The sequence below is a fragment of the Phenylobacterium sp. SCN 70-31 genome (assembly GCF_001724605.1).
Lineage (GTDB): Bacteria > Pseudomonadota > Alphaproteobacteria > Caulobacterales > Caulobacteraceae > Phenylobacterium.
Genome location: NZ_MEEX01000004.1, coordinates 18595 through 31163 on the forward strand (window position 1 = coordinate 18595; position 12569 = coordinate 31163).

Below are 12569 nucleotides of genomic sequence, written 5' to 3' on the forward strand. Positions count from 1 at the left end.
CGAGTTTCATTCTTTTTGAAATTGAATTATCTCTTCGTACTAGAAGAAGAACGTCAAATTCTTCGCGAGAAGAACGCTTTGATCGATGACGATCGTTCTCTTCGCAATCAGGAAGCTGTCCCCGGACCTGCGAAGAATATCTATGCGACGACCCGCCAAAAAATCTGTCTCGGTCTCAAGTCTATTCCTGTGAACCAGGAAACCTGACTTCACCTCGACTTCCTCACCCTCGGCGAGGGCGGTAATCGATCGATCGATGCGGACGTTCGTGATGATGTGGGATACGCGTGAAAGAGGCTCCTCGGCCCAGTGAATTCCCGTGAGGATCTGCTTTACACGCTTGGTCAGAATGTTCTTGTCGTCGTCTATCCAGGCTGCATCGTCCGGACCGGTGATGTCGTGGTGATGATCTCGAAACGCCAAATTCTTTCGCATTGGCATCCAATACCTAAGATCATCGGAAAAGAACTCCAACCACCTCTCGAATTCGCGATTGTCCAGCACGTCCATCTCTGTATAGAGGAAATCCTCTATCTCTCGGATGAGTATAAGGTGAGCGAGTCTGTCGATTGGCAGTCCGCCGATCGTCTTTCCTTGGAGATCGGCAGAATTCTTCGCAATGTCAGACATGATCAGCTTCCCCCATGAATTCCGCCCACTTGCCATACATCGAGCGGCCGTGAAGCTCGCCCTGGCCGTTTACTTCGACGGTGGCGCCAGGAAGCCTGTTCGTGGTGGTTTCGTTTCCAATGCCTGCGGCGTAGTTGTATGGGAATTGTCGAGCCATGAACCCTTTGCTCGCATTCGTGGCGTAGTTCCAATTCTCCATATCATCTTGCTCGGTAAGTCCGGCAGGCCCAGAGTATCTAAGATAGTATTTGCGGAGAAAGTCCTTGACTTCCCTTGGCGCATCTCGATCCACAAAGTATTGTCGCCACATTTCAGTCTTGTCTACGCTCACGGGATGCGCGACAAGAATTGTGCGCGGCTGATTTCCGTGGAAAGACATGTTTGGGAAGATTGTCCCGACGGCAGGACTGATGAGCGCTTGATCGCCCAGGACCCGCTTGCGCTTCGCGTAGCAGTCCTGAAAATATTCGGCGGTAATCTTGGAAGCGGAATAGTCACGACGGGGGTCGGTATCGTTGTAGAACCCTACAACACTCGCGTGCCCCTCGGCGTACCCCGCCTGCACGTATTGTGCAGTGTGGCTGGCGTCTCGGCGCCCAGATTCAGTGTTGGGACCGATCCCGACTATGTCGACCGATCGATGGCTGACAACATGAAGCATGTCGCCAGCAAAGTTCTCGGCCACGATCTTCCAGTTCGAGGGGATCTGCCACTTTTGTGTGGAGCCGACGACCTCTACGGCCCCCTCTCCGTCCCAGCCGACGAATGAAAGTTCCAGGAGCTGACGCGCGCCTCCGAGGTAAGAGTCGAAATCGCCGTCGGGGTCCCAGGTCGCCCACACCGTGCCCCGTACGACGGCGACCTTGGCCTTGATGAGACCCCACTGCGAGTGGTCGAACCCCTGCTCCTTGTACTCGCGCTCGTACTCGGTGACGTGCGCGAGAGACCCGTCGAGGTTGTAGGACCAGCCGTGGTAGGGGCAGTAGAACTTCTCGGTGTGACCTTCGTCATAGCGGCAGACGCGCATACCGCGGTGCCGGCAGCTGTTCAGCATGACCTGGACTTCACCCGTCCGGGCGCGGGTCATGATGACCGACTCCTCCCCCATCCGAGATAGGATGAAGTCACCCGAATCCGGGATCTGGCTCTCATGGCCAATGTAGAGCCATGCCTTCCCAAAGACCCGCTCCCGCTCCTTTTGGTAAAGCTCCTCGCTCACATAGATTTCCCGGCTGACAATTCCGGCTTGGCGGTCGACGAGTTTAACGCGCGCGTTCATGATTAAAGCCCTCCTGGTTCTCAGCGAGACCGTTTGACCGCAGTTCTTCTTGCACGAAGGCCGCCGTCGGAAGTTCTAGATTGAGTTCCTCGCCGAACGACCGGCAGAGCGACATGTCCTTCTGGAACAGTGCGACGGCATGGTCTGACCACTCGATCCGAGGCCAACGGCCAGCGATGCGGCTCTGAGCGGCGCCGTTTTCGATCACGTCGACGATGACCTCATCGTCCAGACCGCACCGGCGGCCCAGGATCCAGCCGTCGCGCGCCGCAACCGCGTTGCCACACAGCACGAGTTGATGGACCAGCTTGGCGCGAATGCCTGCTCCGACAGGCCCCGCGTGGATGATCTTCTGGCCGGACACCCCGAGTACGGGCCGGCAACGCTCGACCGCCTCTGCGTCTCCGCCCACGAAGTACACGACGCTCTTGTTCATCGCGCCTTGACCGCCGCCCGTGAGAGGGGCGTCGACCAGAGCAAGGCCCCTCTGCGCTGCGACTTCGTTCGCAGCGAGGACAACCTTTGGGGATACCGTGCTGTGCACCACGATCAGCCCTCCGGCGCCCATACATTCGATGAGCCGCCCTGGCCCAAACAAGACGGCCTCCAACTGTTCGTCGTTCGTCACGCAGACCAGGACCGTTGTCGCCCAACGTCCCAGTTCTGCGACCGAGTCGGCGATTGCGACCCCCGCCGCCGCGAAGGGCTCTAGAGCCTCCGACCGAGTGTCGAACACCATCGGCGCAAGGCCGGCCCCCTGCAGGTTCAGCGCAAGGGGCGCGCCTTGTTCTCCCAGGCCGATAAAGCCCAGCTTGTTGTCGGCTGGACGGGTCACGACGACTCGCCGTCAAGGAACCCGCTGACCAGGGCGTTGAACTCTTCCGCCTTCTCCCACTGCGCCCAGTGGCCGCATTTGCCGAATACATGCAGCCGGACATCGGGCATGAGCTTCAGCAGCAAGAAAGCATTGTCGAGCGTTACCGTGCGGTCGTCTCGGCCCCAGATGAGCAGGGTCTTGTTCGCGACGCCGGGGAGCCGCCCGAAGAGCGCTTCTCCACCAGGCACTCGAGTCCGGGTGAACAGCGGGTTGGCGACGATGCCGGGGTCGGTGCTCGCGGCGAACCGTTCTTCGATGAGTTCGTCAGTCAACTCGGACGGATCGTACACCATCACGTCCAGGAAATTCCTCAGCTTCTCACGGGAGGGCCCCGGAGCCTCGTAGTACTCGAGAAGATGTTTGATCCCTTCGCTCGGCGTGGGGGTCAGGATCGGCAGGCTCCCGCCGGCCCCCATGAGCACCAGGCGGCCAATGCGATCCGGAGCGTCCATCGCCATCTTGAGGGAAATCCCGCCGCCAAGAGAGTTGCCCACGAGATCGGCTCGCGAGATTTGCAGCGCGGACATGAAGTTCAGCAGGACTTCAGCGTAGTAGCTCCACACCTTGTCGATCGGGACCGACAACTTCGTGCTCTTGCCGAAATTTGGTAGATCGACCGCAATGACTCGAAATTTCTGGGAAAAGTGATCGAGGTTGCGTTGAAAGTTGCTCCACCCGGTGGCGCCGGGGCCAGAACCGTGCACGAAGAGAAGAACTGGTCCTTCCCCGGCCTCATGGTAGTGGATTTCGAGCTCCCCAACCTTTACAGTGCGGCTGGATTGTTCTCTGTCGATTGACATCTCGATCCCTCTCTAACTAGGCGTGACTGTCGTTGACACGCTCTCTTGCTTTCGCGGCGTCTCGGCGTTTGACCAGATCGAGCGCCACATCCACGATCATGTCTTCCTGACCTCCGACCATTCTGCGGCGACCCAGTTCCACAAGGATCGCCCGGGTGTCGAGGTCGTAGGCTTGCGCTGCTGTCTCGGCGTGCCGCAGGAAGCTGGAGTAGACGCCGGCGTACCCGAGCGTGAGGGTCTCGCGGTCGACGCGGACTTCACGATCCTGGAGCGGGCGCACGAGATCGTCGGCTGCGTCCATCAGCTTGTAGAGGTCGCACCCGTGCTCCCAGCCGTAGATTTCAGCAGCCGCGATGAAGACCTCGAGCGGCGCGTTTCCCGCGCCCGCGCCCATGCCGGCGAGCGAGGCGTCGACTCGGATCGCCCCGGCCTGAACCGCGGCGACTGAGTTCGCGACCCCAAACGAGAGGTTGTGGTGTGCGTGGATCCCGCGTTCGGTGCTGCTCTGGAGGACTTTGTCATAAGCGGCGAAGCGCTCGGTCACGCCCTCCATCGTCAGTGCGCCGCCAGAGTCGGTCACATAGACGCAGTGCGCGCCGTAGCTCTCCATGAGCCTTGCCTGCTGGGCCAGCGCGTCGGGCGCGTTCATATGGCTCATCATCAGGAAGCCTGCGACGTCCATGCCGAGGTCGCGTGCGAAGCCAATATGCTGGCGAGCGACGTCAGCCTCTGTGCAGTGCGTTGCGATGCGGACCGATCGAACACCCAAGTCATAGGCCCGCTTCAGGTCCTCGACGGTGCCGATACCTGGCAGCAACAGCGTGGTCAGCTTTGCGTGGCTGATCGTCTCCGCCACCGCCTCGATCCACGCCCAGTCGGTGTGCGCGCCAAAGCCGTAGTTGAAGGAGGACCCTGACAGGCCGTCACCGTGCGCGACCTCGATCGCGTCCACCTTGGACTCGTCGAGCGCCTTGGCAATCGCGCGTACTTGGTCAAGTCCGTACCGGTGCCGAATGGCGTGCATCCCATCTCGCAGGGTCACGTCTTGAATGTAGAGCTTTCGGGCGGGGCTCATGCCGCCACGATCCCCGGCATGCGTTGCGCAAGTCGCTCAGCCGTGGCCAATGCGGCCGACGTCATGATGTCAAGATTGCCCGCGTAGGAGGGCAAGTAGTGGGCTGCACCTTCCACTTCGAGGAAGACAGACACTTTCAGACCGGCGAACGCCTGGTCGTCCATCTCCGGGATCTTCAGCCGGTTGTTGTCCGTAATGCGCTCGAACTGGACCGCTTGCTTAAGCCTGTATCCCGGCACGTAGGTTTGAACGCGGGAAACCATCTCCAGTATCGAGGCTTCAACGGCCGCAGTCTCAGCGTCTTCGCATAGACAATAGACCGTATCTCGCATGATCAGCGGCGGCTCGGCCGGGTTCAGGATTATGATCGCCTTGCCGCGGCGGGCCCCACCAATTGCTTCGATCGCTCGCGAGGTGGTTTCAGTAAATTCGTCGATGTTCGCCCGCGTGCCAGGACCCGCGGACTTGGAGGCGATTGATGCGACGATCTCACCGTAGATCACCGGCGCGACGCGGTTGACGGCCGCCACGATCGGGATCGTCGCCTGACCGCCACAGGTGACCATGTTCAGGTTCGGCTCGTCGAGGTTAGACTCGCCGTTGACGGGAGGGATGGTGTAGGGCCCGATGGCCGCCGGGGTGAGGTCGATAATCCGCTTGCCGTGGCGACGGAGCACCTCGTCGTGATAGCGGTGAGCGGAGGCGGAGGTCGCGTCGAACACGATCGCGACTTCATGGAATTGGGGCATCGTCGCGAGACCGTCGATGCCCGCCGCCGTTGTCGCGACACCCAGACGTCGAGCGATGGCCAGGCCATCGGAATTCGGATCCACCCCCACCATGGCCACTATCTCGAGCGTCCGCGAGAGTTTGATGATTTTCATCATCAAGTCCGTTCCGATGTTGCCGGAGCCGATTATTGCAACCTTGGTCTTCGTCACGAGCGGTCGTCCCCGAACGTGAAGCCGACGGAACCCAGGCCGCCGATCTCCGCCCTCACCAAGTCGCCTGGCGCAAGCGTCGCCATGGGCCCCAAGGCGCCGGTCAGGACGATGTCTCCAGCCTTCAGACCTGTGCCGTGGGCCGAAAGGGTGCGTGCAAGCCACGCCGCGGAGTTCAGTGGGTGACCCAGGCAGGCTACGCCTGCCCCTAGCGAGACCACCTTGCCGTTGATCTCCATCGCCATGCCACACGTGCGCAGATCGAGTCCGCTCAGCGAATGGAACTCCGATCCCAGGACGAAGAAGGCCGACGATCCGTTGTCGGCCACGGTGTCCGCGAATGAGATTTGCCAGTCTGAAATACGGCTATCGACGATCTCGATCGCGGCTACCGCGCAATCCGCTGCAGCCAGGACATCCTCCGCCGTTGCTTCCGCGCTATCCAGATCGTTGGCCAGGATGATGGCGACTTCAGCCTCTACCTTGGGCTGAATCGTGCGTGAGGCCGCCAGCGAGCCGCCATCCGTTAGGCGCATATCTTCGAACAAGACGCCGAAATCCGGCTGGCTCACGCCCAGCTGCTTTTGCACCGCATCGGACGTCAGCCCGACCTTCCTTCCGACGACGCGACGTCCGCTCTCCATCCAATATCGCGTGTTCAGGTGCTGAATTTCGTAGGCGCCATCCGCGTCCGACGTCGCCAAGCCGTCGCGCAACGGCGCCACGGGGCCAGTAGCGTATGCTTGGCGCAAGCGCGCGGCCAAGTCCGCGTAGATGCGACGCTTCGAACTCAACCTTCGCTCCCTTTTGGTATTTTTTTGTTGACAGAGGCGTACTCGGCGGCCCTCCAAACACGCAACACGCGTCGCCCGATCGTCTCATGGGATGGGAAAATGTCTGTCTCGCCGCGTCCGGGGAGTCATGTCGAAGGGGCCGCCGCCCTCGAGAAGGCCCTCGATCTGTGGGTACAGGTCTTGGCCGAACCGGAGCGTTCGCTCCGGGAGATCGCGGCGGAGCTCGCCATACCAGCGTCTACCAGCTACCGGCTCGTCTCTGTGTTCGAAAGTCGGGGTCTTATCGCTAAAGTGGGGCGCGGCACCTATGGCGCCGGACCTGTATTAGCTCAGTTGTTTGGCGTCACCGAGCCCAATTCGTTGTTGATGACCGTAAGTCGACCAGTATTGAAGCGTCTCTCCGCTCGAATCGGGCTGACCGTTCATCTTGGTGTATTGCAAGATGATATGGTGACATATTTGATAAAGGAAGGCTGTGTTGACGACCGGCTATTCACCAGAGAGGGCATGCAACTCGAAGCATACAGTTCTGGAATTGGGAAGATTCTCCTTGCTCACTTGGGAGGCGCTCGCCTCTCGGAGTATCTCAGCGCCGGCGATTTTGTGAAGTTGACCCCCAACACGATCACCGACCCAACCGCGCTGCGCGAGGAGCTCGAGCGCGTCCTTCGCGAAGATTGCGCATTCGACAGGGCGGAGGTCGCCGAGAATTTGTATTGCACTGCCGTTCCCGTTCGGGACCGCGCAGGGCAGGTTGTGGCGGCGATATCTGCTTCGGCGATCGATACGCCTCGGGACGAGCGCATGCTGGTTGAAGAGCTTGTGTTGTGCGCGAAACAAATCTCCGCTCGGTTCGCCATTCTCGGCGGCGCTCAGCCGCCGCCAGAAGCAATGTGATCGCGGACCCAGCGGCGAACGCCGGTCGGCTCCCGCCCGCCAAAACCGCGGCGTCCTTCCTGGAAGGGATCGTCTCGTCGCCACAGCTTCTGCGCCGCCGCTCAGAAGTGCTCCCTCGACTCCCCGCGCTCGCGGGGCTGGCTCGGCGTCGAGAGCGGCCTCAGTCACGGCCCGCTAGGCGGTCGTGCAGGCCCTCGAGCCGGGGGCGGGCGGCTAGTCGAGGTCGCCGGCCTCGGCGGCGGGGGACACGCCGGCCACGATGTCGGCGTGTTCCGCTTCGCGGGTCGTGCGCGCCACGTTCAGCCGCACGAACAGCTTGGCGCTGCGGTTGGCCTTGAGGGTCTCCGAGACGACAGGGGCGGCGCGCGAGAGGCTCCGCGCCGCCCCGCAGAAGAGCACCTTCAGCCGCCCGGTCTGGCAGGTGGCCACCAGCAGGTTGCCGGCCGTTGGCGGGAGCTCGGCGGGGGCGGCGCGCCGGAACCGGTAGTGGGCGCCTGAGGCGCCCGGGACATCGACGAAATCGCTCATCGGCCCCGACTTACCAACCGATCCGCGGGCACGCCAAGGCCGGAAGTGGGCCGGCAGGAGGCCGGCAGGGGTCGGAGGGAGGGCTCCGCCGGGTGAAGCGGGCTGGACGATGGGTCTCGCCGCTTCGATGAGCGAGGAGACTGTCATGCAGAACGTGGTGTTTGTCGGCCGGCTGTCGGCCGATCCGCAGGTGACCGACGACTTCGCGAAGGCGGTGTTCCGGCTGCTGGAGAACCGCGGCCGCGACGCGAGCGGCGAGCCGCGGGTGGTCGGTGTGAACTGCGTGAGCTGGGCGAAGGGCCTCAACGAGCGCGTCATCGCCCAGGGCCTGGCCAGCGGCTGCGAGGTCGTGGTGATCGGGGCCTTCGTGGACAACCTCTACGAGGCGCGCGACGGCGGCCAACGCGCCGCCAAGGAGCTGGTCGTCCGCTCTCTCACCGTCCTCGACTGGGCGTCGGACCGCGACGCCTCCGCCGAGCGGCAAGCCGCCTGATCCCACAATTCGAACCAAGGAGACTGACCATGCAGAGCGTGATCATTGAAGGCTATTTGGCCGCCGATCCTTCCATCCTGTCGGCTCAAGGCAGCGGCAAGAAGCGCGCCGCCTTCCGGGTGCTGGAAACCCAGCGCTTCCGGCGCGGGGACGGGCAGACCGGGGAGCGCACGACGGGCTTCAACTGCGTGTGCTTCAACGAGAAGACCGCGGAGGACTACATCGCCGCCTACGCCCAGAAGGGCTCGCGGGTGGTGGTGAGCGGCCACGTGGAGAACGACACCTGGACCGGGCGCGACGGGACCAAGCACTACGACCTGCGTCTCGTGGTGGAGAACCTGCGGATCAAGGCCAAGGGCCCGCGCCCGGAGCCGGCCTCTCAAGCTGAGGGACCGACGACGGTCGCTGATCTCGACGACGAGATCCCGTTCTAGAGCCAAGCCTGCTGAAACCTAGGGCCCCGCCGGCGATGCCGGCGGGGCTTTCTCATGCCAGAGTTGACATGTCGGGGTCGCGGCCCAGGACCGCCGCGAGGCCAGGGTCCATCCGACGACGCGTGACGACATGGCGCTCGCCGCACCAGACCACGACGAACTGCGCGCTGAGATGCTGCTCCAGGACATAGAGGCAATGGACCGTGGCCGCCGCGTCGTCCTCAAGCTCGTGCGCCTCGAAGGAGAGCGAGGTCTGGTCGAGCTGGCAGGGGTAGAAGGTGTAGAGAGCCATTCTGTCTCTCCGCGCGGCCACCGTCCGAATGCAGGATGGCGCGTGGAACCTTAGCGGAGGCGGGCCTCCTCCGATGTCGATTCTCGACGCAGCGTGGTCGGGCGTGCCCCGGCCGAAGGGCCGGGTCGGGCTCTAGTCGCCTTCGGCTCCCGGAGCCCCGTGCCGGGTCTCCGCCCATTCGGGTGACGATCCCTCACGCGAAGACGGAGGAAGGGCGGGCGGGAGGCGAGCCGATCGGGCTCGTCAACCGGAGACACCGCCATGGTCGCCCGCGACACCTGGACCGACGATCGCGTCGAGACCCTCAGGAAGCTTTGGAAGGATGGCGCGAGCGCCAGCCAGATCGCCCGCGACCTCGGCGCCGGCATCACCCGCAACGCGGTGATCGGGAAGATCCATCGCCTCGGCCTGAGCGGCCGGACCGGCGCGCGCCTGCCGGGCGCCGGACGCGCGGACCAGCGCCGGGAACGTCGGGCGCGTCTTAGGTCCAGGTCCAAGTCCTTCAAGGCCCTCCCGCCGCCGGGTGCGGCCTCCCCTCGCCTGCCTCTGCCACAGAGCGGACTGGCGAGCGTCGTGACCGTGCGCCTCGGGCAATGTCGATGGCCGATCGGCGACCCCCTCGCGGATGACTTCTGCCTCTGTGGCCGGACGGCGACGCGGGGGGCGTACTGCGCGCCCCATGGGGCATTGGCCTATCGGCCGGTGGAGCGGAACCACCTCGTCAAGCTGGCCGGCCGGGCGTTGGCCTGATCGACTTCAGCCATCGGCGCGAATGGCGCGCCGAGTTGAGCGCCCGCCTCTTCGGGCGGGCGCAACGCCCCCACACAACGCCCTCTCATCTTGTCACGTCACCCGGGCCGTCAACGGCCTGGCGGCCGTTTCCCTCCGCTTCGCGTGAGGCGCTCCGCTCCGGTGACTGCCCGGGACCCGACGTGGCCAAGACAGAGGTCGTTGCGCTGGGGCGCATCGGCGATTCCTCTCAACCTTGGAGTCCTTCGATGACCTTCTCCCTTCATGCCTTCTCGACCACCGATACCGCGTTCGACGTGCAAGCCTCGGCGCTGGAAGACGTCCGGCCGCACCCGACCGAAGCCGCCCTGACCCAGCTCGGCCTGGCGGTGATGACCGAGCTCCTCGATCTGATCGGCGACACCGCACTGGAGGATGTGCAGACGATCCTGGCCGAAAGCCTGATCGGCGCCTTCCATTCAGCGGCCGGCCGGATCGAGCGTGATGCGGATCGGGCGCGCGACCGCATGCGGATCCTGGAGCGCGACTTCGATGGGTCCGAGATGGCCGACACCGAGCTGCAGGACGCCACGCGCCTGGCGCGGTCTACGGATGTCGCCCAGGCGGCCTGCGAGCTGATCCGCGACGCGGCGGCCGAGGTCTATACGACCGCGACCGGGGACGTCTGGACGCCCTGGCGCGGCAGCCGGCGGGGCACGCACCTGACCGCGGCGCAGTTGGAGGCCAAGCAGGCCCTGCGCGGCATCGAGCGGCGTCGGTCGGCCGAGGCCGATCCGGGCGGTCCCATCGTGGCGTTCCGGGCTGCCCCGTTCGCCGACAGTCAGGCGGACGCCAACCGCATCTTCGACGCCCTGAACTGGGCCCGCGAGCAGTGGCCGGACATGGCGCTCGCCACCACCGGAGCCAAGGGCGCGGAGCGGATCGCGATCCGCTGGGCGCAGCAGAAAGGTGTCACGCTCGTGGTCGCCCGGGCGGACTTCGACCGACACGGCAAGGCGGCTCCGTTCCGCGCCAATGACGAACTCATGGCGCTCGAACCCACCTGCTGCCTGACCCTGGCGCAGTCCCTGGACGAAGCCCGGGCGGCTGGTTCGCATCCGTTCGGACCGGCCCTGAACCTCGCTCAGCAGGCCAACTCACGAGGCGTGCAGCACATGCCCATCCGGGCTCGCGCAGCCTGACATCCAAACGCTTCCGACCTTCGACCCGCTCGGCTCCGGCCGGGCGGGTTTCTTCGTTTGGCCAGAGGAGCGGCGACTCAGATTAGGGTCCGCTGAGACCGACCACAGACCTTTGCGCCGACTTGCTTGTTGTTGATGATGATTGACGACCTCTCCGATTTAGTGGCTTAGGGCAAGATAAAAGGAGTGTTTTCGGCTCTGTTTTTCTCTACACTTTCAGCCTCTTGAGCGACCTCGGGCGCTCGTCGCCGACGTGCGGTGACGTGTGTGCTTCGACGGTCCTGAGCGAGGCGCTATGCTGGCCCGAGACGCTATCCGCGTTCGTCTGTCCGGGTCGTCGGATCCGGAACCGCCACGACGCCTGGCGCGACTTCCGAACCGCCTGAAGGCGGACAAGGCGCCGGCGCGAACAGCGATCCTCCAGCGTCTCGCGGCCTCCCGCTTGTTTGCCTTCGGCGATCGCGCCGGTGTGCTGCGATCGGCGCAGGCGCGCTCAGGACGGGCCTTCCGACTGGACGTCCGGCAACGGGTCATCGTGAAAGCGCTGGTGGCGCGCCATATAGGTCGGGGCTTCGAGCGTAACGCGGCATTGGCCGCTCACGTGTCTTATCTGGCGCGCAGCGGCGCCGGTGTTGAGGGCGGGCGGGCCGACTTCTTCGACCGCGAGCTGGACGCGGTCGACGCCTCCCGAACGACAAAGAGCTGGGGTGAGGATCGCCACCACTTCCGCTTCATCGTCTCACCTGAACACGGTGATCGCATCGCCGACCTCAGGCGCTTCACCCGCGAGACCATGAAGCGTGTCGCGGAAGACCTCGGGGAGCCTGACCTGCAGTGGCTGGGCGTCTGTCACTTCGACACCGACCAGCCGCACGCGCACGTCCTGGTTCGCGGTCGTCGCGCGTCCGGCCGCGACCTCGTCATTCCACGCGACTACATCGGCTATGGGTTTCGAGCCCGGGCTCAGGAGGTGGCTCACGAGCTGCTGGGCGATCTGTCCCGGGTAGAGGCCGAGCAGCGGATATGGCGCGAAACCCAGGCTGATCGCTTCACCGGGTTCGATCGGCGACTCCTGCAGGCCGCCGACGCCAATCTTGAGGTCGAGGATGGCGTGGGCGGCACGGACGCCTGGGCCGCCCTCAACCGCGGCCGTCTGCGGCACCTCGAGACCCTTGGGTTGGCCACGCGGCACGGACCGCGCTACCGGCTGGCCCCGGACCTCGAGGCGAAGCTGCGGACGCTGCAGGTGCGGCGCGACGTAGTCCGAAGCCTGCATCAGCGACGGCTGGAAGCGGGTCGAGACGTGCGCGAGCTCGGTGACGAGCCCGTCCGTGGTCGGGTCGTGAAGAGCGGTCACCACGACGAGCTCGGAGCCTCCGGCTGGGTCATCGTTCGCGACGCGCAGGGCGTAGAGCACTTCGCGCGATTGCGCACCGCCCAAACCTTGCCCGGGACAGGCCGCGCCGTGGAACTCGGCCCCGGCCTGGGCGGGGCGTCGGTGACCGAGCTTGGGCGCGGACAGGGTCTCGAGCGCTAACGCGCGCGACAAATTCGACTCGTCCCCGGCTGTAAGTTCTGCTTTTGTTCTTACATGGTAA

At 64.2% G+C, this 12569-nt stretch carries 15 protein-coding genes; 6 read left to right on the forward strand and 9 right to left on the reverse strand.

The window, feature by feature from the left end; all coding sequences use genetic code 11:
• Positions 1 to 39: 39 nt before the first annotated feature.
• The 7 genes from ABS78_RS02390 to ABS78_RS02420 are packed head-to-tail and all read right to left on the reverse strand — an operon-like array spanning position 40 to position 6396.
• A complete protein-coding gene (locus ABS78_RS02390; RefSeq protein ID WP_293374525.1) occupies positions 40 to 630 on the reverse strand; it encodes a 3-phenylpropionate/cinnamic acid dioxygenase subunit beta in 591 nt (196 codons plus the stop codon).
• Entirely contained in the window at positions 623 to 1909 is a 1287-nt protein-coding gene (locus tag ABS78_RS02395) for a Rieske 2Fe-2S domain-containing protein (RefSeq protein ID WP_293374527.1), read from the reverse strand. The genes ABS78_RS02390 and ABS78_RS02395 overlap by 8 nt, the downstream gene beginning before the upstream one ends.
• A complete protein-coding gene (locus ABS78_RS02400; protein WP_293374529.1) occupies positions 1893 to 2744 on the reverse strand; it encodes an NAD(P)-dependent oxidoreductase in 852 nt (283 codons plus the stop codon). The genes ABS78_RS02395 and ABS78_RS02400 overlap by 17 nt, the downstream gene beginning before the upstream one ends.
• Positions 2741 to 3586 carry an alpha/beta fold hydrolase gene (locus ABS78_RS02405; protein ID WP_293374531.1) on the reverse strand — a complete coding sequence of 282 codons (846 nt, stop codon included), beginning with the start codon at positions 3584 to 3586 and terminating at the stop codon, positions 2741 to 2743. Before ABS78_RS02405 ends, ABS78_RS02400 begins: the two co-directional genes overlap by 4 nt.
• Positions 3587 to 3602: 16 nt before the next feature.
• Positions 3603 to 4661 carry a 4-hydroxy-2-oxovalerate aldolase gene (gene dmpG, locus ABS78_RS02410; protein ID WP_293374533.1) on the reverse strand — a complete coding sequence of 353 codons (1059 nt, stop codon included), beginning with the start codon at positions 4659 to 4661 and terminating at the stop codon, positions 3603 to 3605.
• A complete protein-coding gene (locus ABS78_RS02415) occupies positions 4658 to 5602 on the reverse strand; it encodes an acetaldehyde dehydrogenase (acetylating) (RefSeq protein ID WP_293374535.1) in 945 nt (314 codons plus the stop codon). The genes dmpG and ABS78_RS02415 overlap by 4 nt, the downstream gene beginning before the upstream one ends.
• Positions 5599 to 6396, reverse strand: coding sequence for a fumarylacetoacetate hydrolase family protein (locus tag ABS78_RS02420; protein ID WP_293374537.1), 798 nt, complete (start codon positions 6394 to 6396; stop codon positions 5599 to 5601). Before ABS78_RS02420 ends, ABS78_RS02415 begins: the two co-directional genes overlap by 4 nt.
• Before the next feature lie 99 nt (positions 6397 to 6495).
• On the opposite strand from ABS78_RS02420, the gene ABS78_RS02425 reads away from it, so the two are divergent.
• A complete protein-coding gene (locus ABS78_RS02425; protein ID WP_293374539.1) occupies positions 6496 to 7293 on the forward strand; it encodes an IclR family transcriptional regulator in 798 nt (265 codons plus the stop codon).
• Between the two features lie 213 nt (positions 7294 to 7506).
• On the opposite strand, the gene ABS78_RS02430 is transcribed toward ABS78_RS02425, so the two are convergent.
• Positions 7507 to 7821, reverse strand: coding sequence for a hypothetical protein (locus tag ABS78_RS02430; protein ID WP_293374541.1), 315 nt, complete (start codon positions 7819 to 7821; stop codon positions 7507 to 7509).
• 145 nt (positions 7822 to 7966) lie between these two features.
• Here ABS78_RS02430 and ABS78_RS02435 point away from each other — a divergent pair, with 145 nt between their 5' ends.
• Positions 7967 to 8314, forward strand: coding sequence for a hypothetical protein (locus ABS78_RS02435; RefSeq protein ID WP_293374543.1), 348 nt, complete (start codon positions 7967 to 7969; stop codon positions 8312 to 8314).
• Positions 8315 to 8343: 29 nt separating this feature from the next.
• A complete protein-coding gene (locus ABS78_RS02440; RefSeq protein ID WP_293374545.1) occupies positions 8344 to 8748 on the forward strand; it encodes a single-stranded DNA-binding protein in 405 nt (134 codons plus the stop codon).
• 52 nt (positions 8749 to 8800) lie between these two features.
• On the opposite strand, the gene ABS78_RS02445 is transcribed toward ABS78_RS02440, so the two are convergent.
• Positions 8801 to 9040 (reverse strand): hypothetical protein, encoded by a 240-nt coding sequence (locus ABS78_RS02445; protein WP_293374547.1) that lies wholly within the window; start codon positions 9038 to 9040, stop codon positions 8801 to 8803.
• A gap of 261 nt (positions 9041 to 9301) precedes the next feature.
• Here ABS78_RS02445 and ABS78_RS02450 point away from each other — a divergent pair, with 261 nt between their 5' ends.
• From ABS78_RS02450 to ABS78_RS02460, 3 genes are all read left to right on the forward strand, one after another.
• The gene (locus tag ABS78_RS02450) at positions 9302 to 9790 is read left to right on the forward strand and encodes a GcrA family cell cycle regulator (protein ID WP_293374549.1); all 489 of its coding nucleotides are present in this window, start codon (positions 9302 to 9304) and stop codon (positions 9788 to 9790) included.
• Positions 9791 to 10038: 248 nt separating this feature from the next.
• Complete coding sequence (locus ABS78_RS02455) at positions 10039 to 10971, forward strand: DUF2493 domain-containing protein (protein ID WP_293374551.1); 933 nt, start codon at positions 10039 to 10041, stop codon at positions 10969 to 10971.
• A gap of 295 nt (positions 10972 to 11266) precedes the next feature.
• Complete coding sequence (locus ABS78_RS02460) at positions 11267 to 12508, forward strand: DUF3363 domain-containing protein (protein ID WP_293374553.1); 1242 nt, start codon at positions 11267 to 11269, stop codon at positions 12506 to 12508.
• The last annotated feature ends 61 nt before the right edge of the window (positions 12509 to 12569 follow it).